Here is a 21,722-nt window from a genome sequence, read left to right as displayed (position 1 = left end):
CCCTTGAATTAGTCGGATCAGAAGCCGGTGTGCCAGCCGACGAGCGCGGCGACGGAGCCGTCGGTGACGTCGTGCATGACGCCGAGGCGAAGCGGCATGGCGGTGCGGGTGACGTAACCGGCGGTAATCTGGACACGGCGTTGCCCTGCAAGGCTGGCGCGGGTGACGCCGTACAGGACCGAACGGCTGGAAAGGTCGTAGCCGGTGCCCAGGGTCAGCTCCGCCGCGCCCGCCTCAATGGCGAGCGGCTGCGCGATCCCGAGCGTCAGCAGACCGCCGGGCACCGCGCCGGTTGCCTGCATGCCGATCCGGCTGCCGAGGATCGGGGTCGCGCCCGTCACCAGCGAGGCGGCGTCGATCTTCAGCCGGGTGACGCCCAGCGAGCCATAGCCCTCCAGCGCCCAGCTATCGGTCACACCGATGCGGTGGTGAACCTCGACCATGACGGTGCGGGCGCCGCGTCCCAATCGCAGCGCACCGGCACCGGTCGGCATACCCATCAGCGTGCCATCCTCGTCGATGAACGAGGCGCGCAGATCGAGGCCACCCCGGCTCCAGCCCAGCGTCATCGCCTGCGCGGAACTCCCGCTGGCTCGCCCCGCCGCCATGGTCAGCCCGAGCCGTCCGCCACCGACCGCCCGGTCGACGCCGAGGCTGGTCGCGGCCTGCGGGGCATAGGCGAACACGCCATCGGCGAAGGGCGCCAGACCCATGACATCGGCCTGGAGCATGTCACCGGCATTCCATGCCGCATGCACCCCAATTGTCCCGTCGGTATAGCCAAAGGTGCCTGCCGTCGCTGCGGCTCGGACCTGATCCTGGCCGGGGCCGAAGCGGGTGCTGGTAAAGCCCATCGTCCCGCTGAAGCCGCCGAGTGACAGGCTCGCCTGTCGCCCCATCTGCTGGACCCGCCGCTCGATCCGGCGATCGGCCATGACCTGCGGCTGGAAGACGAGCGCAGCGACTGAACCGGCGAAGTCGCGGCCATAGGCGTCGAGCACCGTCACATGCGACAGCGCCGTCTGGATCGCAGCGGTACCGACCGCCCCCGGCACCACCATCACCGATTTCGCGACGCTGGTCTGGGTCGATCCGTTCGACAGCGTCGGATTGACCGGCGACAGCGCCGCCTTGAAGTCCACCAGCCCCATGCCAAACACCTCGTCCGGTCCCGGTGCACCGATGTCCTTGGCAGTCTTCAGGATGACGTCGCCTGCCTGCTGGCCGCTCAACTGCGGCCATTTGGACAGAATGTCGGCAGCGAGACCTGCGACCACGGGCGCCGCCGAACTGGTGCCGGAGAAGACACCGACCGTGCCATCGACCAGCGTGGTAACATTGGAGCCGACCGCGACGACGGTGCGGTCCTTCATGGTCCCCGCCCGATTGGAATAGGCCTCAATTTCATAGGCGTTCAGTGCCGGGCTGAGTGCGCCGACGAACAGCAGCGCCTTGCGATTGTCGGCGGTGATCCACTGGCTATTGTGGGGATCGGCAGCGCCGTAATTGCCGGTCGAGTTGACCAGCAGGCCACCGGTCGCCGCCAGCCTTTCGGTTGCCGCAGTCCAGCTCGCGCTGCCACCGACCAGCGATGAACTGACGATCTTGATACCCTTGTCCGCCGCATAGCGGATGGCCTCGTCGGTGTGCCACAAGATTTCCCCTTGCGTCTTTTCGTCCCAGTCGGCGACGCGGAGCGCAACGATCGTCGCGGATGGCGCATAACCCACCGCGCCACCGCCGTTGATGCGGGCGGCGATGATGTTGGCGACCGCCGTGCCGTGGTCCGACGCTGCGCTGCCCAGTTCGTTACGCTTGGTCCGGGTGCCGTCGGCGGCCACGATATAGCCGAAGTCCTTGGACAGCGTCTGGTCGATGCGGCCCTCAAGCTCGCCGTTCACGTTCATCACGCCATCGTCGACCACGGCGACGGTGACGCCCTGACCGGTGTGCCCGCTATCGAGCGCGTAGAGCGCATTCATGAATTCGTTGGCACCGTAGTTGCGGCGGAACTCGGGCGTGTCGTTGACCGAGCGGATCGGCTGGCGGTCCGATGGCGTGATGACATAGCCCGGCGGTGGCGTCACCGGCGTCGAATAGACCGGCGGCGGCGGCGTTGGCGTGGGCGTGGGTGTGGGTGTGGGTGTGGGTGTGGGTGAAGGCGTCGGAGACGGCGCGGGCGTTGGCGACGGTGTCGGACTTGGCGATGGCGTCGGCGCGGGCGTCGGTGTCGGCGCAGGCGTCGGTGATGGACTGGGCGTCGGCGTCGAGCCGCCAGTCGGCGGTGGCGTTGCTACGCTGCCCGCACTGCTGATCGCGCCGCCGCCCCCGCAGGCGGCGATCGTCATCGCCAGCATGCTGGCCGATGCTGCTCTGATTCCCCGTATTCCGACCATCATCATCCCCCAATGGGGATGCACGCCGGACAGCCGGCGGCACCCCAGTAAACCTAGGGTGCCGGCCCGTGAGCCGGGTGTTCGAAACCTGAAATGGAACAGGCGCGAACGCCTTTAGCCGGGGCCTGGACATGCGCGTCCGCCACCCGGCCGAAGAGCTTTTCGACCTTGTTGGTCTTTCGACCGGCTTCCATTTCGGGGTTTCGACGCCCCGGCCCACAGGACAAACTCCCACAGGCCACCTCAGGCTATAGGGCAATCCTTAACGAATTGCGACAGCCCGGAAGTGCCTCCGAAAGGCAAAGCCATGCCGCTGGCATGGAAAAGGGGCGCCGTTGGCGCTGATCCGTACGGACGGACGATGCGAAGGTTCTGAAAGAAGGAAAAAACAGGGTCGGCATCCGCCGGCTCGGCCCTCGGTCAGAATTTTCGTCGTCGGCCGGTTCTGCCGGTCATCCGCCACCATCCGCGTGCCCTAAACTCCAGCTGCTTCACGCAGTCTGGGGACAATGCCGCGTGCCTGGAGCACATTGCCAATGCTTCCTTCACCTATCATCACGGCCCTGAGCGTCGCCCGGCTCGATATCGGTCATCGCCTGGGCGTCGACCGCCAAATCCCCATCGGTGCCGCCATCCTGACCGCTGAACTGCGCGGTTCGGACATTCACTTTGCCCTCGACAGCTGTGTTCTCCAGCCTTCCGATCCCGCAGAGTGGCTCCTGACCTGGCTCGACGAACAGCTGCTACGTGATGGGGCAACGATTGCCGGATATGGCCTAGATGATGACGCGGCGCTTCTCGAGCGCCTGCCCGGTGCCAGATGGTCGCCCTGCATCCGCGCGCTTGCGGGATGCGGTCAACAATATGCCTTGAATTTGACCGCCAGCCACGACGACAAACGGCTGACCTTCGCGCAGGCCTGCGCGAACATGAACATTCTTCATGCCCAGGTCGATCGGGGGCGCCGCTTCGCTAGCTGGCTGCGGTCGGACATCAGTGAGATCGAGGGGCAGGTGCAAGTCGATGCAATCGCCACCTTTCGGCTCGTCATACGGCGCTTCGCCGCGCTGAACCCGGTCGGACACAGCATCGCCGCCGTCCTCAGCGACCATCTCTCCGTCTGGCTCGGCGAAAGCGATCAAGCCGCAGCGCAAGCGCATGTCGCGGACCTGCTGTCCGCCGCCGACTGATCCCACACGGCCGCCATGCGGCCAATGTTCAAGGAAATACCCATGTCTTTCATCGACCTGTCGATCGAGGAGCGAGGTTTCGCGCCCGCGTCGATCGCACTCGCCATCCGCACCATCGGGGCCTGTCCCGCCGCCCGCAACAGGCCGGATGCCCGCATCCTCTGCGGGATCGGCATGCTCACTGTCACTCCGGATCATGACGGCTACCGCTTCTCGACCGAGGCTCGCTGTCTCGGCGAAGGGGATACGGTCCTCGATCTGCTCGACTGGCTGGAGCCGCAGATCGCATCACCCCATGCCTTGATCAGCTGGCACAATTTCGGCGCCGTCCCATATCGTCTGCTCGCGCTGGCCGATCCGGCGCGCCACCCGCGCATCATCGCGGCCGCAGCCGACACCGCGGGGCGATGGCGGGCCCTGCCGCCCGGCCACACATGGCACCTTCGCCAGGCACGCGCGCATCTCATGCCGTGCATGTGCCCGCTGCAAACGCCGGTCGACGAATGCGAGGGGTCAATGCCGACCTTCCTGCTGCCGGATCCGAGCACGACTGCTGTCGAACTGATCGGCGAGGCGATCGCCGGATGGCGATGCTGGGCTCAAGGCTTCGGCGATTTCGACGACGCCGATCACCCCGCACAGGCAGCACTCCGGGCACTGGACCGCTGGCGGGGCGAGCAACGCACCGCCCGCTGACCTTTCCCTTAACCGAAATGTGGGCGCGCGATCGCCCGCCGGAGAACTACTATGCACCACGACCTGACCTCGCTCTGGAAGAGCAACACGCCCCGCTTCGTCGTCGTCCTCGATGCCGAACTCGCCTATGACCATGAAGCGCATGGCCGATACCAGGCAAGCGAACGCTTCCTGCCCGCCGATGCGGCTAACCTGTCTTCGCGCGAATTACGGACTGACCCGCGCGTGACACCGCGCTGGCCCTGTCACCGGATCACGACACTGAGTTGGCTGGTGATGACCGAGGCCGATGACGGCCTGCGACCGGTTAGGCTGGAAACGCGCGGCCTGCCGGAGCAGGACGAAGCCGCTGTCCTGAAGGCCTTTTTCACCGATATGGAGCAGCTTGGCCACGTCCAGCTCGCGACCTGGGGTGGCTTCCACGCCGACCTGCCGCAGATCCTGATCGGGGCGATCGACGCCGGCCTGCGGTTGCCATCGTGCCTGACAGGCCTGTTGTCGCCATGGCGGCGCGATGCATCGGGCCATCTCGACCTCTGCAGCGAAATGTGCGGCGGGGCGGCCCCCGCGCACCTCGCCGAGGTCGCTGCCCGGCTGGGCATCCCGGCCAAACTGACCTGCCGGCCGGACCTCGTCTCGCAATTGATGCAGCAGGGCAAATGGTCGGCAGTCCGCTCGGTCTGCGAGGGCGACGTGCTGAGCACTGCGGCACTTCTGATGCGCTGGCGCCACCTGTCCGGCGGCACCGTCTCCGTCCTGGAGGCAACGCGGCGGTTGACGGGCTTCGTCACCGAGCACTGCGCCCACCGACCTTACGCTGCCGATTGGCAGCGATACGCCGACGACCTGCTCGCCGCATCCTTCGCGGCGGAAGCCCGCAAACTGGAAACCTTGGGAGCCTCGGCCTGCAACTGAGCCGTGATGATGGCCTCTTCGAAGGGGCGGAAAAGAAAGAAGGATCAACGATATGAGCGTCATCGAATCAATGGATACGATGCAGGCCTGGACCATCGGCCTGCGTCTCGCGATGGGCTATCCACAATATGCGCCCATCGGCAATCCGATCGCCTATGCCTCGGGCGGGCGCAAGAACTTCGCCGAGGCACTGGAGATCGCCGCCATCGTCGAACAGACCAACCGAGACTTCGTCCTCGTGCAATTCGACCTGCCCATCGCCGATGGGCCAGTTGGCATCTCGCTTGCCACACGCGGCAACGTCCTTGTCGAGTGGCACGCGGACGTGCAGCCCTACCTCGCCAGCGACGACGGGATCATCGAACTGCTCAGCGACACGCATCGCTGGTCGGTCGGGCCGCGCTCCATCCTGACCGCGTCGCCGCTGCCGTCCCACAGCCGCATCAAGCGCGGCATTGAACGCGCGCACCGGCGCTGGCGGGAAGCCGCCGATCAGATGCGCGGCATCGAATTGCACGGTTCGGTTTTCATACCCGCCGGGGGCAGCTACGCCGACGCGACACCGATGGAGGAGGTGCGGGTGGCGGCGTGAGGCGTCGTCAGCCTCGTTGGCGCGTAAGATGTGCGTACCGTCAACGCTGACAGGACTGTCACATCGTTGGCGGTCGATTGGACGACAGTATTCAATCGACCGCCAGCCAGTCAACTTTCGACCAAAGCCAGTCGTTCTGCCCTGCACGGCCAACTTCCGGTTCCACCAAATGCGGTCAATCGCCGTGACCTAAGCAGACGATTGGCAAAGCGAATAAAATGGGTGGCATTCGTCAACGCAACGCACATATAGACGCTGCCCCCGTTACGAGCAGGAGCAGCGTCTATGTTACCGTCAGCTGAAGTCCGTTTCGCACCGTGCATCAGCCATCGGCAGAGGGAAGCCTCAGGGCTTCCCTCTTAGCCGCGCGGCGGGAAGGGATCGTTGCCGTAGCTGTTACGCTCACGGATCAGATTATTCCTGCCATGGATGAGGACTTCGCTGCCCTGGTTACGGGCAATCTCCGTCGCCCGCGCGATTGCCTCGCGCTGCGTGTCGAAGTGTGCCGTATCACGGCTGTTTCCCGCCCCCAGAACTGCCCAGTCGTCACCGCGACGGACCACATGCTGGTTCTTGCCTGCCATTCAAATCACCCCCTTCCGGATTGGCAGTTAGAATATGGAATTGAGCAATCGAACATTCAAGGAAGAATTTGACATTTTTGTTCGATGGTGTATATAGAAGGGGAAAAATGTGTGGAGATGACTGCCCTCCCTGGCAGTGAGGAGATCGTCATGACCAGCCCAGAACTAGCCCGCAGGCTGCGGGAAGCACGGGAGCTTGCCAGCGTAAGCCAGCAAGCCGCGGCAGATCACGTCGGCATTCCGCGCACCGCGATCACCCAGATTGAGGCGGGCAACCGTCTTGTCTCCACCTTGGAGCTGAGCAAGCTCGCCGAGCTTTACCGTCGGCCACTATCGTGGTTCCTCACCGAAGTGCAGCCGCAGGATGATGACGTGCTTGTCGCACTCCATCGGCTTGCACCTGGCCTGCAAGAAGATGATAGCATCCGTCTTCAGGTGACGCGGTGCGTTTCCCTGTGCCGCGAAGGCGTCAACCTTGAGGCGATGCTTGGACGCGAAGAGCGCCCCAGCCCCCCTGTGTATCAGGAGCCCACCCCCCGTTCCGTGTGGGATGCCGTCCTTCAGGGGCATAAGGTTGCCGACCAAGAGCGCCGTCGTCTTGGTTTGGGAAGCGCGCCACTTCCAGACCTCGCTGAGATGATGGTTGATCAGGGCATTTGGGCATCAGGGGCAAACCTGCCTGGCACCATGTCTGGCCTATTCCTGCACCATCCAAGCATCGGCATGGCAATTCTCGTCAATGCGCAGCATCCGCGCGCGCGCCGCCGTTTCTCCTACGCGCATGAATATGCGCATGCCCTGTTCGATCGGGATCGGGTGGCGAATGTCACCACCACCGACAATCGGGCAGAACGGGTTGAGCAGCGCGCGAACGCCTTCGCTTCCGCTTTTCTGCTACCCGCAGAAGGCATAGACGACGAATTGCGCCAGCTCGGGAAGGGCCAGCCTTCCCGTGGTGACGTACTTGTGTTCGATGCCGCCAGCGGCGGCAGCATCGAGGGGCAGGCACGGCCTGCACCCAATTCGCAAACCATCGGCTTTCAGGACGTGGCCTACATCGCCCACCGCTTTGGCGTGAGCTACGAAGCGGCGGTGTTTCGCCTCAAGAGCCTTCGCCGCATCAGTCCAGCGGAAAGTGAAGCGCTGCGCACCCCCGGCAAGCAGGATGCGGGACGCGATTACCTCAGGGCGCTGGAGCTGTTTGACGACCTTGAAGGCACCGACAACCAGAAGCGTGGCAGCCGCGAGCTGCGTAGTCGCATCGCGCACCTGGCCATTGAGGCCTACCGCCGTGGGGAAATCTCCCGTGGGCGATTGCTCGACCTGAGCAAGTCCCTCGAAATCGAAGGTCGTCATCTCTTCGATCTGGCTGAGGTGGCCCGCTCTGCGTGATGGTTTTTCCTGACGCCATCCTCGTGACTGACACCTCCGTGTTGGTCAATTTCCTCCGCATTGATCGGATGGAACTGCTTGGCGCATTGCCCTGCCGCTTCATCGTCACCGACCATGCCGCAGGCGAGCTGACAGATTTCTATCCTGAGCAGGTGGAGCGGTATCGAGCGGCATTGGCCGCAGGCCACGTCGAGGCCTGCACCGTCACCAACGAGGCGGCGCTCAATATTTTCGGGCAGCTGACGGGTACGACCCGTCTAGGCGTGGGTGAAAGTGCCACGATCGCGCATGCCATGGTGACAGGTGCGGGGGTGGCGATCGACGACCGACGTGCCATCAACGAGGCCCAGCGGATCGCCGAAGGATTGGTGATCGTGCGGACCGCTGATCTTATGGTGCGCATGATTGAGCATGCCTTGATAACAGTTGCGCAGGCCGACACCATCAAGGACGATTGGGCAGCTAATCACCGCTTTCGCATTCCTGTCGCCAGCTTCACCGAGATGATGTAGCCTTCCGTTTGTGGCATTCATAAAGAAGTGCGCGATTGCGATGCGGCGTTCGCTGGCGAGAGCAACGCCAAAATCCCATGCGATTGGCAGCTTTCGGCGAGAACGGTCATCGACCTGTAATCTCAGAACGACGGCTTCGTCCCAAACTCGGCCACCCGAGATTCGGGACTAGGCCGCGAGGGCTATCGATGAATCGTCGCGTCAGGCCCTATCGACTCACGTTCGGGTAGAAGACCCCATTAAGCCGCCCTCGGAACCCGAATTTCCCAATGATCTGAGTGCCCACCGCTTTCACCTCGGGCGCGCCATCGAACATTTCGGATTGATCGCCTGACCGAGGCCGCTGCGCATCGCGCGTGGGGCTGGGCCGCTGGGGCTTTTGTCGTGGGGGTGGCGCGGTGTACGGAACGGGCAAGGGCTCCGTCAGCGAGTCGTCGTGCTCGGGCGTGCCGGGCCATCCGGGATAGAGGCTGCCGCGTGACGATCATCTCCGCCCCGACCGACTATCGGGAGGCCGCGCGCCGGCGGCTGCCGCCGTTCCTGTTCCACTATATCGACGGCGGCGCGAATGCCGAGCACACGTTGCGCCGCAATGTCGAGGATCTGGCCGGGATCGAACTGCGCCAGCGGGTCCTGCGCGACGTCGCCGATCTCAGCCTGGAGACCGAGCTGTTCGGCACCCGGATGGCGATGCCGGTGGTCCTGGCGCCCGTCGGGCTGACCGGCATGTATGCCAGGCGCGGCGAGGTGCAGGCGGCGCGCGCGGCGGCGGCCAAGGGCATTCCCTTCACTCTGTCGACCGTCTCGGTCTGCGCGATCCAGGAAGTGCGGGCGGCGTCCGCTGCGCCGATCTGGTTCCAGCTCTACGTGCTCAAGGATCGCGGCTTCATGCGCGACGCGCTGGAGCGGGCGCAGGCGGCGGGGGTGACGACCCTGGTCTTCACGGTGGATATGCCGACGCCCGGTGCACGCTACCGTGATGCGCATTCGGGCATGTCGGGGCCCAATGCCGCGTTTCGCCGGATGGTGCAGGCGGTCACGCATCCGCGCTGGGCCTGGGATGTGGGCTTGCGCGGGCGGCCGCATGACCTGGGCAATATCTCGGCCTATCGCGGCGCGCCGACCGCGCTGGCCGACTATATCGGCTGGCTGGCGGCCAATTTCGATCCGTCGATCGCCTGGCGCGACCTGGAATGGATTCGCGGTGTCTGGAAGGGCGCGATCGTCATCAAGGGCATTCTCGACCCGGAGGACGCGCGCGACGCGGTGCGCTTCGGCGCGGACGGGATCGTCGTGTCCAACCATGGCGGGCGGCAGCTGGACGGCGTGCGGTCGAGCGCACACGCCCTGCCCGCCATCGCCGACGCGGTGAAGGGCGAACTACGGCTGCTCGCCGATTCGGGCATCCGATCGGGGCTCGACGTGGTGCGGATGCTGGCGCTGGGGGCGGATGCGGTGATGCTGGGCCGCGCCTTCATCTATGCGCTGGCGGCGGACGGGGAGGCCGGGGTCGCCAACCTCCTCCGCCTGATCGACAGCGAGATGCGCGTCGCCATGACCCTGACCGGCGTCCGTTCGGTCGCCGAACTCGACCGGACGGCGCTGGCCGGGCGTATCGCCTAGCGCGGCATCTGTTGCAGCATCTGGATATGCTGCTGCACGATCGGGATGGCGCTTTGCGCGCTGGCCTTCAGCGCGGGCTTGTCGCCATTCGCCGCGAAGCCCTGGTGCAGTTCGAGCGCGGCCTGATGCGCGGGAATCTGCTGCCCGATATAGAGCCGGTCGAAAGCATCGCCCGAAGCGCGGCTCAGCTCGCCGATCGAGGCCTGCGCCCCGCCCAGCCGGGGCGGTGTCGGCCTCAGGCCGTCCTGCCGCGCCGCCTGCACGGTGGCGGCGGTCGTCTGCTGGTGATGATCGATCATCATCTGCGCGAATCGCCGGACATCGGCATTGCGCGACTTTTGCAGCGCGAGCTTGCTGGAGGTGATCTCGTACAGATCGCTCATGCCCGCCGCCTTCACATAATCGGGGGCCTTCGCCGTGGCGGCGGCAGGGGGCGGGGGCGGCGGGGTCTGCGCCATGGCGGGGGTGGCGGCGGCGATGCCGAGCGCGAGGCAAAGGGCGGGCGCGATGCGAAGGGCCTTGGGCATGATGATCTCCCGTGCAATGGATGTGGGATCGCAACCGGCCGATCATCGCGCTGTTCCAGATAAATATCTGAAATATAACGCGGATCAGTCACTTGGGCGATATGGGAGGGGCGCGTCCAACCGGAAAAGGCACGGCGCTGCGATATTAGGGCATGACACCGCCGCCTGCCGTCTGTTAGCCCTGTCGCCATGCCCGTTTCGGCCGCCGCATCCGCCCGCGAGATCCTCGTCCGCCTCCACGACGTGATGGCGTCGCGCGCGCCAGCCCAAGCCAAGCTGAACCAGGTGGTCCAGATCATCGGCGAGGCGATCGGCAGCGAGGTGTGCTCCATCTATCTGCTACGCGAGGGCGTGCTGGAGCTGTTCGCGACGCGCGGGCTGGCCGAGGAGGCGGTCCACGTCACCAAGCTGGCGCTGGGTGAGGGGCTGGTCGGCACGATCGCCGAGGATGTCGAGGTGCTGAACCTGGACGAAGCCGCAAGCCATCCCGATTTCGCCTATAAGCCCGAGACGGGCGAGGACCGGTTCCACAGCTTTGCGGGCGTGCCGATCATCCCGGCGCGAACGGGCGGTGGGCGTGCTGGCGGTGCAGCATAGCGAGCCGCGCAAATATGCCGATGTCGAGATCGAGGCGCTGCAGACCGTCGCGATGGTCCTGTCCGAACTGATCGCCAATGCCGGGCTGATCGACGCGGCGGGCGCGGCGGGCGCGCGGCCGCAGATGACCGCGTCGGTCCGGCTGGGCGGACAGAAGCTGGTCGACGGCATGGGCAGCGGCTTTGCGGTCTATCACCAGCCGCGCATCGTCATCGAGCATACGGTCGCCGAGGACATCGATGCCGAGCGCCGCCGGGTCTATGCCGCGTTCGACAAGATGCGCGAACAGATCGACCGCATGGCGCGCGAGGCCGAGTTCGGTGTGGCGGGCGAGCATGTCGAGGTCATCGAGACCTATAAGATGTTCGCCTATGACGAGGGCTGGGCGCGCCGGATCAACGAGGCGATCGACAGCGGCCTGACCGCCGAGGCCGCTATCGAGCGGGTGCAGCAGCGCACGCGCCAGCGGATGCGCCAGATCGACGACCCGCTGCTCGCCGACCGGATGCACGATCTGGAGGACCTGTCCAACCGGCTGCTGCGCATCGTGTCGGGCCAGATGGGGACGGCGGCGCAGCTGGGCCTGCGCCAGGACACGATCCTGATCGCGCGCAACCTGGGCCCGGCCGAGCTGCTGGAATATGACCGGCGGCGGCTGAAGGGCGTGATCCTGGAGGAAGGGTCGCTGACCGCGCATGTCATCATCGTGGCGCGCGCGATGGGCGTGCCCGTGCTGGGCCGGGTCAGCGACGTGCGGCGCCAGATCGCGGAGGGCGACCAGCTGCTCCTCGACGTGACCGAGGGCAGCGTGCTGGTCCGTCCGACCTCGGCGATGGAGGAGGCGTTCGAGGCCAAGCTGGCGCTGCGCCAGAAGCGGCGCGCGGCGTTCGCGGCCCTGCGCGACGTGCCGCCGGTGACGAAGGACGGGCACCGCGTCACGCTGATGGTCAATGCCGGGCTGCGCGACGATGCCGCCGCGCTCGACACCACGGGGGCGGACGGGATCGGGCTGTTCCGCACCGAATTCCAGTTCCTCGTCTCCGCCACCCTGCCGCAGCGCGAGCGGCAGCAGCGTCTGTACCGTGACGTGATGGAGGCGGCGGGCGACCGGCCGGTCGTGTTCCGCACCATCGACATCGGCGGCGACAAGGCGCTGCCCTATCTGAACACGCCCGCCGGGGACGAGGAGAATCCCGCGATGGGCTGGCGCGCGCTGCGCCTGGCGCTGGAGCGCGACGGGCTGATGAAGGCGCAGGCGCGCGCGCTGATCGAGGCGGGGGCGGGGCGCACCCTCCACGTCATGTTCCCGATGGTGTCGGAGGCGTGGGAGTTCGACGAGGCCAAGGCGCTGTTCGAGGCGCAGCGCGCCTGGCTGGGCGCGCGCGGACGCCGCCTGCCGATCGAGGTGCGCTACGGCGCGATGCTGGAGGTGCCCGCGCTGGCCGAACAGCTCGACCTGATACTGCCCAATGTCGATTTCCTGTCGATCGGCACCAACGACCTGACCCAGTTCCTGTTCGCCGCCGACCGGGCCAACCCGAAGCTGGCCGAGCGCTATGACTGGCTCAGCCCTTCGATCCTGCGCTTCCTGCGCCGGGTGGTCGAGCCCGCGCGCGCGGCGGGGGTGCGCGTCGGCGTGTGCGGCGAGATGGGCGGGCGTCCGCTGGAGGCGATGGCGCTGATCGGGCTGGGGCTCGACCGGCTGTCGATCACCCCGGCGGCGGTCGGGCCGGTCAAGGCGATGATCCGCTCGCTCGACCGCGCGGCGATCACCGCCGAGATGGCGCGGCTGCTTGCCAATCCGGTCCGTGACATGCGCGGGGCGCTTGGTGCCTGGGCTGCGACGAATGGTGTGGAATTGGCCTGACGCGGGGCGGGGCTCCGCGTTGACTTGATCCCAGCCGTCTGAAAGAACGACCGCGATCATGGGGTGGGCCATGGTCACTTCGGAGTTGAGAATGGACGAGGTCAATCCCGGCCACGATGCCGCACCGGCGGCACCTGCCCGCGCCGGTGACGTCCTGCGCACGGCGCGCGAGGCGCAGGGGCTTTCGCTCGGCGATATCGGTGCGCGGACGCGTATCCCCAGCCGCCATCTCGCGGCGATCGAGGCATCCGATTATCAGAGCCTGCCATCGGCCACCTATGCGGTCGGCTTCGCCAAGGCCTATGCCCGTGCCGTGGGCGCGGACGAGGTGGCGATCGCGCAGGCGGTGCGCGCCGATGTCGACCGGCTGGGCCGCCGCATCACCGAATATGTGCCCCAGGATATCGCCGATCCCGCCCGCGTGCCGTCGCGCGGGCTGGCGATTTTCGGCGTCGGGCTGGCGCTGGCGCTGCTGATCATCGCCGGGCTGTGGTACGGCACCGACCTGTTCCGCCGCGACCACACCGCACAGGAGGTGCCCGCTGCGACCCCGCTCGCCAATGCGAACGCCGCCGCTCCGGCTCCGACGCCCGCGCCCAGCCCGACCCCGGTGACGGGCGGCAAGGTCGTGCTGACCGCCAAGGGCGATGTCTGGCTGCGTGTCTATGACGCCAACAACGTCACGCTGAAGATGGGCACGCTGAAGCCCGGCGAGCAATATGAGGTGCCCGCCGATGCGCAGGGGCCGCTGTTGAATGTCGGCCGTCCCGACAAGCTGGCGGTGACGCTGAACGGCGCGGCCATCCCGCCGCTGGGCGACGGTTCGCGCGCGATCAAGGACGTGCGGCTCGACCCCGCCTCGATCGCGGCGCGTCTGTCCGGCGCGCCCCAGCCCGCCGCCAGCGCCTTGCCGACTCCTGTCGCCGCGCCGCGCGTGCGCGAGGAGCGACGGCGCCCGACGACGACCGGCAATGATGCAGGGGTGACGGCACCGCCCGCCCCCGCGCCGTCGCCGACGCCCGCCGCCACGGCACCGGCCGATCTTTAAGGCTGGAGACAGCCGGGACGGGGCATAGGGTGCCGCGTCCGTTCAACAACCAGCCCACCGGGGGGTGAGACCGATGCGTAACCTGTTGCTGGCCGGGGTCGCGGCCGTGATGATCCTGCCGACCGCCGCGCAAGCCCAGTCCAATGTCGAGGGCCGGGTCGGCAAGCTGGAAAGCGAGATGCGCGCGGTCCAGCGCAAGGTGTTTCCGAACGGCGCGGGCGGCTATGTCCAGCCCGAGATCACCGCGCCCCAGACCCAGGCGCAGGCCCCCGGCGTGCCCGCGACGAGCGCGCTGGCAGACCTGACCTCGCGCGTCACCTCGCTTGAGGAGCAGATGGCCAATCTGACCGGCCAGATCGAGCAGAACGGCTTTCGCACCCGCCAGCTTCAGGAGCAGTTCGACGCCTATAGGCGCGGCACCGAGGCGCGGTTGAAGGCGCTGGAGGCCGGGCCCGCCCCGATCGCCCCGGCCGGGCAGAGCGCGCCGCTCGACACCGGAACGCCCGCTCCGACGGCCTCGACCCGCCCGACCAAGACCCCGGCGGCGGTCGTCGCGAGCGGCGATACGGCGACCCCGGCGGCGGCCGGCGGCGCGGCAGTGGAAAAGCCATCGACCGGCGATGCGGCCGAGGACGCCTATCTCTATGGCTATCGCCTGTGGGCGGCCAAGCGCTACCCCGAAGCCGAGGCGCAGTTGAAGAAGGTCGTCGCGGACTATCCCAAGAGCCGCCGCGCCAGCTATGCGCAGAATCTGCTGGGCCGCACCTATCTCGACTCGGGCAAGCCCAGCCTCGCTTCGATGGCCTTTTACGAGAATTACAAGAAATTCCCGGATGGCGAGCGCGCCCCCGAAAGCCTGATGTATCTGGGCCAGGCGCTGACCAAGCTCAACAAGGCCGCCGATGCCTGCAAGGTCTATGACGAGCTGAGCGATGTCTATGGCGCCAAGCTGTCGGGCGCGATGAAGGGGCAGGTCGCGGCGGGACGTTCGGCGGCCAAGTGCCAGTAAGCGGCTGATCCGCTCGAAACCGGCGGCGGGCAGGGGGCCGAAACCCCTTGCGCGCGGGCGGCGGAAGGGCCAGAGCGGGCGCATCCCTCACCAGTTTCGAGAGCATCATGGCCACCGATGCCACGGCCGTCGATCAGATCGCGCGTTTCGCGGCGGATCTGACGATCCTTCACGATTTGTCCTCCGATACGGCGCCGCTGTTGCTGGGCGTGTCGGGCGGCCCCGACAGCATGGCGATGCTGATGCTGGCGGCTTCGGCTTTTCCGGGGCGGATCGCGGTGGCGACGGTCGATCACGGTCTGCGCCCCGAGGCCGCCGACGAGGTGCGGATGGTCGCGGCACACTGCGCCACTTTGGGCGTGCCGCATCACGCCCTCAGGCCCGGCGAGGCGATCGCGGGAGCCAGCATCCAGGCGCAGGCGCGCGAGGTCCGCTATGCGCTGCTCGCCGAGCAGGCGCGCGCGATCGGCGCAGCGGCGATCCTGACCGCGCATCATGCCGACGACCAGGCCGAGACCTTCCTGATGCGCGCCGCGCGCGGGGCCGGGCTGTCGGGGCTGTCCGGGGTCCGGGCCCGGACGGTCATCGCAGGCATGACGGTGCTGCGCCCGCTGCTCGACTGGCGCCGCGCCGAGCTGCGCCGGATCGTCCGCCGCGCCGAGGCGCCCTTTGTCGACGATCCCGCCAATCATGATCCCCGGCACGACCGCACCCGGTTCCGCCAGCTGCTCGACGGGCATGAATGGCTGGGCGTGGCGCAACTCGCGCGGGCGGCGGCGCAGCTGGCCGAGGCGGACACCGATCTGCGCGCGACGGTCGACTGGCTGTGGCAGGAGCGGGCGCAGATCGACGGGGACAATGTCCGCATCGCCGCCGCCGACCTGCCGCGCGAACTGGGGCGTCGGCTGGCGCGGCGCGCGATCGGCACCGTTCGCGCCGCCGCCGCGATCGAGGCTCCCGCCTGGAACGAGGGCGGCAATATCGAGAAGCTGCTCGACGCGCTGGCACAAGGCAGCCGCGCGACCCAGGCGGGCGTGATCGCCAGCGTGCGGTCGGGTATCTGGCGCTTCCGTCCCGCGCCGCCCCGCCGCACCGGCTGACTGGGGGGCTGACTCGGGCGCGTGATCGACGTCGGAGGGGGCGCTCGATCACTTTGATCGGCGTTGTTCCATTGCCATTAACCTCGCTGTGCCTATCTTGAGGGCTGAAAGGTATCCGGCACCGATGAACGACAACGACAAGCAACAGAGCCCCGATCCCAATGGGGGCGGCAACCCCTGGATGAAGAGCCTGTTGATCTGGGTGGGCATCCTGATGGCGCTCGCCCTGTTCGTCAGCCTGTCCGGCGCGGGATCGTCGGCCCAGAGCGGCAACCAGATCGAATATTCCACCTTCCTCGACAAGGTGGACGAGGGGACGGTGAAGACCGCCGTCATCTCGCGCGATTCGATCACGGGCACGCTGTCCTCGGGCGAGAAATTTCGCACCAGCCCGGTTCCCGATTCGCAGCTGATCCCGCGTCTGCGCGACAAGGGCGGGTGAGGAGGCGTGACCTTCACGGCCAAGGCCGAGGAAGGCCCGTCGATCTGGATGCTGATGCTCTATAATTCGCTGCCGTTCCTGCTGTTCATCGGCATCGCCTTCTTCGTGCTGCGCCAGATGCAGAAGGGCGGCGGGGCCAGCGGCGCGATGGGCTTTGGCAAGAGCCGCGCGCGGATGCTGACCCAGAAGGAAGGCAAGGTGACCTTCGACGATGTGGCCGGCATCGACGAAGCGCGCGAAGAGCTGCAGGAAATTGTCGAGTTCCTGAAGGACCCGTCGAAGTTCGCCCGTCTGGGCGGCAAGATCCCGAAGGGCGCGTTGCTGGTCGGCTCGCCCGGCACCGGCAAGACGCTGCTGGCGCGCGCGATCGCGGGGGAGGCGGGCGTGCCCTTCTTCACCATTTCGGGTTCGGATTTCGTCGAGATGTTCGTCGGCGTCGGCGCCAGCCGCGTGCGCGACATGTTCGAACAGGCCAAGAAGAGCGCGCCCTGCATCGTCTTCATCGACGAAATCGACGCGGTCGGCCGTCATCGCGGTGCGGGCCTGGGCAACGGCAATGACGAGCGCGAGCAGACGCTGAACCAGCTGCTGGTCGAGATGGATGGTTTCGAGGCCAATGAGGGCATCATCATCATCGCCGCGACCAACCGCCCCGACGTGCTCGATCCCGCGCTGCTGCGTCCCGGCCGCTTCGACCGCCAGGTCGTGGTGCCGCGTCCGGACATCGACGGCCGCGTGAAGATCCTCGAAGTCCATATGAAGAAGGTGCCGCTGGCACCCGACGTCGATGCCCGCGTCATCGCGCGCGGCACGCCGGGCTTCTCGGGTGCGGACCTGGCCAATCTGGTCAACGAAGCCGCGCTGATGGCGGCGCGCAAGGGCAAGCGCCTGGTCGCCAATGCCGAGTTCGAGGAAGCCAAGGACAAGGTCATGATGGGCGCGGAGCGTCGCTCGATGGTCATGACCGAGGACGAGAAGCGGATGACCGCCTATCACGAGGCGGGCCATGCGATCATCGCGCTGCACGAACCGGCCTCGGACCCGATCCACAAGGCGACGATCATCCCGCGCGGTCGCGCGCTGGGCATGGTGATGCGCCTGCCGGAGCGCGACTCGTACAGCTATCACCGCGACAAGATGTACGCGAACCTGGCCGTCGCCATGGGCGGTCGCGTCGCCGAGGAGATCATCTTCGGTTACGACAAGGTGTCGAGCGGCGCGAGCGGCGACATCCAATATGCCACGGGTCTGGCGCGCGACATGGTCACCAAATGGGGCATGTCGGACAAGGTCGGCCCGGTGGAATATGCCCAGCCCGAGGGCGAGAGCTTCCTGGGTTACTCGTCCAGCCAGCCGGTGCGCATGTCCAACCAGACCGCGCAGTTGATCGACGACGAGATCAAGTCGATCGTCGAGGGCGGCCTGCACCGCGCCAAGCACGTCCTGACCGAGCATGTCGACCAGCTCCATCTGCTGGCCGGTGCGCTGCTGGAATATGAGACGCTGTCGGGCGACGAGATCAAGAAGCTGATCGCGGGCGACGATATCGGTCGCGACGATCCCAAGGCGAAGGCGGTGCCGATCGCCAAGGCGGGAACCTCGATCCCGAAGACGCGGCGCGGCCCCGGACCGTTCGGATCGCCGAGCCCGCTGGGGGCGTGATCTTCCAGCCAAGCTGACATAAGGGCCATCCCCGAAAGGGGGTGGCCTTTTTGTTTGGAGGCGTGCGCCATCCCGTGCGCTTCGACTTCGCTCAGCGTGAACGGCGGTTTCGGGTGAGGGGGGCGGTGCCTCTCTCCGTTCGGCCTGGGCGAAGTCGAAGGCCATGTCCCAACCGGACCCGATCAAGCCTAGCCCCGGTCCCCGCACCCGACTAAGCTACTCATCCGGATCGCAAAATCACCGGCGCCGATGCCGGACCCGCGATCAGGAGTGGAGGATGCCCGCATGACCGATATCCCCCCGACCGATTCGCTGCATGACCGGGCCGTCCGGATTTATGACGCCTTCACCCATGAGCATCACGACCGCCGTACCCTGTTGCGTCAGATGACCGCGCTGGCCGGGTCGGCCGCGGCGGCCGAGGCGCTGATCCTTGGCATCGCCGCCAGTCCGGCGGCGGCCACGCAGACCGATCCGCACGACACGCGGCTGCGGATCGACCGGCGCGAGGGGATGGAGGCGGGCGCGCGGTCGGCGGCCTATCTCGCCAGTCCCCGGACTGCGCGGAAGCGGCTGGGCACGGTCCTGATCATCCATGAGAATCGCGGCCTGACCCCACATATCGAGGATGTCGCGCGGCGGCTGGCGCTGGCCGGATTCCACGCGATCGCGCCCGACCTGCTCGCCCCCCAGGGGGGGACGCCGCCCGACGAGGACAAGGCGCGCACCCTGATCGGTACGCTCGACTATGATCTGGCGCTGGCCCAGGCGCGGGCGATGATCGACCATGGGCGGGCGGATCGGACGGGGACCGGCAAGGTCGGCGCGGTCGGCTTTTGCTGGGGCGGGGCGTTCGTCAACCGGCTGGCGGTGGCGGCGGGACCGGCCCTGGCGGCGGGGGTCGCCTATTACGGGCCTGCCCCCGACCCGGCCGAAGCGGTGAAGGTCCGCACGCCGCTGATGCTCCATTATGCGGGCAAGGATGCGCGGGTGAACGCGACCGGCACGCCTTGGGTCGCGGCACTCAAGGCGGCGGGGCGGCCGGTCGAGGCCTTCACCTATCCCGGCGTCGATCATGCGTTCAACAATGACAGCTCGGCGGCGCGCTATGACGCGGCGGCGGCCGCGCAGGCATGGGAGCGGACGATGCGCTTCCTGCATCGCCATCTCGACCGGGTCTGACCGGTCCGGCACGTATCGAGGAAACATGCGATGACCGACGATCTGACGCTCTACACCAACCCCCGCTCGCGCGGCCGCATCGCGCGCTGGATGCTGGAGGAGAGCGGGGCCTCTTACGATACGGTGGTGCTCGACTATGGGACGACGATGGTCGCGCCCGCCTATCGCGCGATCAACCCGATGATGAAGGTGCCCGCCATCGTCCATCGCGGGCAGGTGGTGACCGAAACCGCTGCGATCTGCGCCTATCTGGCCGATGCCTTTCCGGATGCCGGGCTGGCGCCATTGCCGGCGGAGCGTGCCGATTATTATCGCTGGCTGTTCTTCGCGGCGGGCCCGCTGGAGGCGGCGATCACCAACCGCGCGATGGGCGTGACCCCGACGGTCGAGCAGCAGCGCATGGCGGGCTATGGCGATTTCGACCGGGCGGTGGCGGTGATCGGCGATGCGGTGGCGCGCCATCCCTATATCGCGGGGGATCGCTTCACGGCCGCCGATGTCTATCTGGGGTCGCAACTGATGTGGTTCACCCAGTTCGGACTGCTGCCCAAGACCGAGCCGGTCATGGCCTATATCGGCCGGTTGAGCGATCGCCCCGCCCATGCGCGCGCCACTGCGCTGGACGACGAAAGGGTCGAGGAAGGGGTGGCCTGACTCCGCCCCGGCGGGTCAGGCGAGTACCGGAAACGCGCGCTGTGCCTGCTGGGCGGCGCGCAGCATGTCGAGCCCGGCGGCGAAATGATTGCCCGCCAGCGGCTGGTTCAGCGCATCGGCGCCCTCCAGCGCGGCCTGGGCCAGCGCGATGATCTGATCGAGGGTCGGGGCAGGAGCGGACATCGCGGTTTCCAGGGCAACGGGTTTCGGACCATCGCGTGACGGCCGTGCAATCGCATAACGCGCGAGGCTTAAGCTTCGATAACGTTTTTCGCGATAACGAATTCCCTGGGCCAAGTGACCATCTGCCCCCGAGCGGGACACTCGGGGGCAGGGTGCGCGCGGGTCAGCGCATCAGGACCAGTTCCTCGGCCATGGTCGGGTGCAGCGCGACGGTGGCGTCGAACTGCGCCTTGGTGAGCCCCGCCTTCACCGCGACCGCCGCCGCCTGGATGATCTCGGGCACGTCGGGGCCGATCATGTGCAGCCCGACCACCCGGTCGGTGTCGCCGTCGCACACCATCTTGTAGAGCGCACGCTCGTCGCGCCCCGCCAGCACATTCTTCATCGGGCGGAAGTCGGAGGTATAGACGCGGACCGAGCCCAGCTTCTGCTTGGCCTGCGCCTCGGTCATGCCGACCCCCGCCATGGGCGGGTGGCTGAACACGGCGGCGGGGATGCAGTTATAATCGACGCGGGTCGGCTTGTTGCCGAAGATCGTGTCGGCAAAGGCCTGTCCCTCACGGATCGCCACTGGGGTCAGCTGGACGCGGTTGGTCACGTCGCCGACCGCATAGATGCTGTCGCAGGTCGAACGATTATCCTCGTCCACCTTGATCGCGCCATGCTCGTCCAATTCGACGCCCGCCGATTCCAGCCCCAGCCCATGGGTGTTGGGCAGGCGGCCGGTCGCGAACATGACCAGATCGACCTCGATCGGCGCATGGTTCGACATGGAAACCAGCAGCGAGCCGTCCGCCTGCTTCTCGATCCCCTCGAAGGTCGCGTCGAAGCGGAACTCGATCCCCTTCATCATCGAAATCTGGAGCAGCCGGTCGCGGATCGTCAGGTCGTATCCGCGAAGGATATCCTTGCTGCGGTTGATCAGCGTGACGTGCGCGCCGAACTGGTGGAAGACGCCCGCAAATTCGTTCGCGATATAGCCCGCGCCCGCGATCAGCACGCGGCTGGGGATCGCATCGAGATGGAACGCCTCGTTGGAGGTGATGCCATGCTCATGGCCGGGGCAGGAGGGGACGGCGGGATGCGCGCCGACCGCGATCAGGATCTTGTCGGCGGTCTTCTCGGTCCCATCGGCCAGGCGCACGCTGTGCGGGCCGGTAACGACCGCGCGCTGCTGGATGATCTCGACCTTATGGCTTTCCAGCGTGTTGGTATAGGCACCGTTCAGCCGGTCGACCTCCGACAGGACATTGTCGCGCAGCGTCTTCCACGAAAATTCGCACTCGCTGGGCACCTGCCAGCCGAAGCGGCGGGCGTCCTTCAGATCCTCGGCGAAATGCGCGCCGTACACCAGCAGCTTCTTCGGCACGCAGCCACGGATGACGCAGGTGCCGCCGACGCGATACTCCTCGGCCACCGCCACGCGCGCGCCATGCGCCGCCGCGACCCGCGACGCCCGCGTTCCCCCCGAGCCTGCGCCGATGACGAACAGGTCATAGTCATACTCAGCCATGGGATCGGTTTCTCCGGGGAATGGGGGCGACAGGCCCG

General features: G+C 67.0%; 18 protein-coding genes and 2 pseudogenes. 15 read left to right on the top strand and 5 right to left on the bottom strand.

The window, feature by feature from the left end; all coding sequences use genetic code 11:
* Window positions 1–17: 17 nt before the first annotated feature.
* Window positions 18–2,087: a S8 family peptidase gene (locus QE363_RS17105; RefSeq protein ID WP_309697205.1), complete on the bottom strand. Its 2,070-nt coding sequence runs from the start codon at window positions 2,085–2,087 to the stop codon at window positions 18–20.
* A gap of 44 nt (window positions 2,088–2,131) precedes the next feature.
* Between QE363_RS17105 and QE363_RS17100 the strand changes: the two genes are divergently transcribed.
* The 5 genes from QE363_RS17100 (at window position 2,132) to QE363_RS17080 (ending at window position 5,789) form a co-directional block, all read left to right on the top strand.
* The gene (locus tag QE363_RS17100; protein WP_309697203.1) at window positions 2,132–2,314 is read left to right on the top strand and encodes a hypothetical protein; all 183 of its coding nucleotides are present in this window, start codon (window positions 2,132–2,134) and stop codon (window positions 2,312–2,314) included.
* 591 nt (window positions 2,315–2,905) lie between these two features.
* On the top strand, window positions 2,906–3,586 hold the full coding sequence (locus QE363_RS17095) for a hypothetical protein (protein WP_309697201.1): 681 nt from the start codon (window positions 2,906–2,908) through the stop codon (window positions 3,584–3,586).
* A 24-nt stretch (window positions 3,587–3,610) separates the two neighbouring features.
* Window positions 3,611–4,282 (top strand): hypothetical protein, encoded by a 672-nt coding sequence (locus tag QE363_RS17090; protein ID WP_309697199.1) that lies wholly within the window; start codon window positions 3,611–3,613, stop codon window positions 4,280–4,282.
* A 51-nt stretch (window positions 4,283–4,333) separates the two neighbouring features.
* Window positions 4,334–5,197, top strand: coding sequence for a hypothetical protein (locus QE363_RS17085; RefSeq protein WP_309697196.1), 864 nt, complete (start codon window positions 4,334–4,336; stop codon window positions 5,195–5,197).
* 52 nt (window positions 5,198–5,249) lie between these two features.
* Window positions 5,250–5,789 carry a hypothetical protein gene (locus tag QE363_RS17080; protein WP_309697193.1) on the top strand — a complete coding sequence of 180 codons (540 nt, stop codon included), beginning with the start codon at window positions 5,250–5,252 and terminating at the stop codon, window positions 5,787–5,789.
* Window positions 5,790–6,148: 359 nt separating this feature from the next.
* On the opposite strand, the gene QE363_RS17075 is transcribed toward QE363_RS17080, so the two are convergent.
* Window positions 6,149–6,373, bottom strand: a complete 225-nt coding sequence (locus QE363_RS17075) for a DUF2188 domain-containing protein (protein ID WP_309697191.1) — start codon at window positions 6,371–6,373, stop codon at window positions 6,149–6,151.
* A gap of 117 nt (window positions 6,374–6,490) precedes the next feature.
* On the opposite strand from QE363_RS17075, the gene QE363_RS17070 reads away from it, so the two are divergent.
* The 3 genes from QE363_RS17070 (at window position 6,491) to lldD (ending at window position 9,900) form a co-directional block, all read left to right on the top strand.
* Window positions 6,491–7,765 (top strand): XRE family transcriptional regulator, encoded by a 1,275-nt coding sequence (locus tag QE363_RS17070; protein WP_309698233.1) that lies wholly within the window; start codon window positions 6,491–6,493, stop codon window positions 7,763–7,765.
* Window positions 7,762–8,277, top strand: a complete 516-nt coding sequence (locus tag QE363_RS17065) for a hypothetical protein (RefSeq protein ID WP_309697189.1) — start codon at window positions 7,762–7,764, stop codon at window positions 8,275–8,277. The genes QE363_RS17070 and QE363_RS17065 overlap by 4 nt, the downstream gene beginning before the upstream one ends.
* Window positions 8,278–8,754: 477 nt before the next feature.
* Window positions 8,755–9,900, top strand: coding sequence for an FMN-dependent L-lactate dehydrogenase LldD (gene lldD / locus QE363_RS17060; protein ID WP_309697187.1), 1,146 nt, complete (start codon window positions 8,755–8,757; stop codon window positions 9,898–9,900).
* Here lldD and QE363_RS17055 read toward each other — a convergent pair.
* Window positions 9,897–10,427, bottom strand: a complete 531-nt coding sequence (locus tag QE363_RS17055; protein WP_309697186.1) for a DUF4142 domain-containing protein — start codon at window positions 10,425–10,427, stop codon at window positions 9,897–9,899. The genes lldD and QE363_RS17055 overlap by 4 nt on opposite strands.
* Before the next feature lie 189 nt (window positions 10,428–10,616).
* Here QE363_RS17055 and ptsP point away from each other — a divergent pair.
* The 7 genes and pseudogenes from ptsP to QE363_RS17020 all read left to right on the top strand — a co-directional run bounded on the left by ptsP (window position 10,617) and on the right by QE363_RS17020 (window position 19,988).
* Window positions 10,617–12,891 (top strand): annotated as a pseudogene (gene ptsP, locus QE363_RS17050) (phosphoenolpyruvate--protein phosphotransferase).
* 70 nt (window positions 12,892–12,961) lie between these two features.
* Window positions 12,962–13,939 (top strand): helix-turn-helix domain-containing protein, encoded by a 978-nt coding sequence (locus QE363_RS17045; protein WP_309697184.1) that lies wholly within the window; start codon window positions 12,962–12,964, stop codon window positions 13,937–13,939.
* A gap of 73 nt (window positions 13,940–14,012) precedes the next feature.
* Entirely contained in the window at window positions 14,013–14,948 is a 936-nt protein-coding gene (locus QE363_RS17040) for a tetratricopeptide repeat protein (RefSeq protein WP_309697182.1), read from the top strand.
* Between the two features lie 107 nt (window positions 14,949–15,055).
* Window positions 15,056–16,048 (top strand): tRNA lysidine(34) synthetase TilS, encoded by a 993-nt coding sequence (gene tilS / locus QE363_RS17035; RefSeq protein ID WP_307100620.1) that lies wholly within the window; start codon window positions 15,056–15,058, stop codon window positions 16,046–16,048.
* A 124-nt stretch (window positions 16,049–16,172) separates the two neighbouring features.
* Window positions 16,173–18,152 (top strand): annotated as a pseudogene (gene ftsH / locus QE363_RS17030) (ATP-dependent zinc metalloprotease FtsH).
* 285 nt (window positions 18,153–18,437) lie between these two features.
* Entirely contained in the window at window positions 18,438–19,334 is an 897-nt protein-coding gene (locus tag QE363_RS17025; RefSeq protein WP_309697179.1) for a dienelactone hydrolase family protein, read from the top strand.
* Between the two features lie 30 nt (window positions 19,335–19,364).
* Window positions 19,365–19,988 (top strand): glutathione S-transferase family protein, encoded by a 624-nt coding sequence (locus QE363_RS17020; protein WP_309697177.1) that lies wholly within the window; start codon window positions 19,365–19,367, stop codon window positions 19,986–19,988.
* A gap of 15 nt (window positions 19,989–20,003) precedes the next feature.
* On the opposite strand, the gene QE363_RS17015 is transcribed toward QE363_RS17020, so the two are convergent.
* Window positions 20,004–20,171, bottom strand: a complete 168-nt coding sequence (locus QE363_RS17015; RefSeq protein WP_307100613.1) for a hypothetical protein — start codon at window positions 20,169–20,171, stop codon at window positions 20,004–20,006.
* A gap of 163 nt (window positions 20,172–20,334) precedes the next feature.
* Complete coding sequence (gene gorA / locus QE363_RS17010; RefSeq protein ID WP_309697174.1) at window positions 20,335–21,684, bottom strand: glutathione-disulfide reductase; 1,350 nt, start codon at window positions 21,682–21,684, stop codon at window positions 20,335–20,337.
* Window positions 21,685–21,722 lie beyond the last annotated feature (38 nt).

The organism is Sphingomonas sp. SORGH_AS_0870 (genome assembly GCF_031453175.1).
Classification (GTDB): Bacteria; Pseudomonadota; Alphaproteobacteria; order Sphingomonadales; family Sphingomonadaceae; genus Sphingomonas.
Note: the sequence above shows the minus strand (reverse complement) of the source record. Positions and strands in the feature narration are given on the sequence as shown.

Coding starts and splice junctions, on each gene's coding strand:
- QE363_RS17095 (WP_309697201.1), top strand. CDS start 2,906: ATGCCGCGTGCCTGGAGCACATTGCCAATGCTTCCTTCACCTATCATC.
- QE363_RS17090 (WP_309697199.1), top strand. CDS start 3,611: ATGTTCAAGGAAATACCCATGTCTTTCATCGACCTGTCGATCGAGGAG.
- QE363_RS17085 (WP_309697196.1), top strand. CDS start 4,334: ATGCACCACGACCTGACCTCGCTCTGGAAGAGCAACACGCCCCGCTTC.
- QE363_RS17080 (WP_309697193.1), top strand. CDS start 5,250: ATGAGCGTCATCGAATCAATGGATACGATGCAGGCCTGGACCATCGGC.
- QE363_RS17075 (WP_309697191.1), bottom strand. CDS start 6,373: ATGGCAGGCAAGAACCAGCATGTGGTCCGTCGCGGTGACGACTGGGCA.
- QE363_RS17070 (WP_309698233.1), top strand. CDS start 6,491: ATGACTGCCCTCCCTGGCAGTGAGGAGATCGTCATGACCAGCCCAGAA.
- QE363_RS17055 (WP_309697186.1), bottom strand. CDS start 10,427: ATGCCCAAGGCCCTTCGCATCGCGCCCGCCCTTTGCCTCGCGCTCGGC.
- QE363_RS17045 (WP_309697184.1), top strand. CDS start 12,962: ATGGTCACTTCGGAGTTGAGAATGGACGAGGTCAATCCCGGCCACGAT.
- QE363_RS17040 (WP_309697182.1), top strand. CDS start 14,013: ATGCGTAACCTGTTGCTGGCCGGGGTCGCGGCCGTGATGATCCTGCCG.
- tilS (WP_307100620.1), top strand. CDS start 15,056: ATGGCCACCGATGCCACGGCCGTCGATCAGATCGCGCGTTTCGCGGCG.
- QE363_RS17025 (WP_309697179.1), top strand. CDS start 18,438: ATGACCGATATCCCCCCGACCGATTCGCTGCATGACCGGGCCGTCCGG.
- QE363_RS17020 (WP_309697177.1), top strand. CDS start 19,365: ATGACCGACGATCTGACGCTCTACACCAACCCCCGCTCGCGCGGCCGC.
- QE363_RS17015 (WP_307100613.1), bottom strand. CDS start 20,171: ATGTCCGCTCCTGCCCCGACCCTCGATCAGATCATCGCGCTGGCCCAG.
- gorA (WP_309697174.1), bottom strand. CDS start 21,684: ATGGCTGAGTATGACTATGACCTGTTCGTCATCGGCGCAGGCTCGGGG.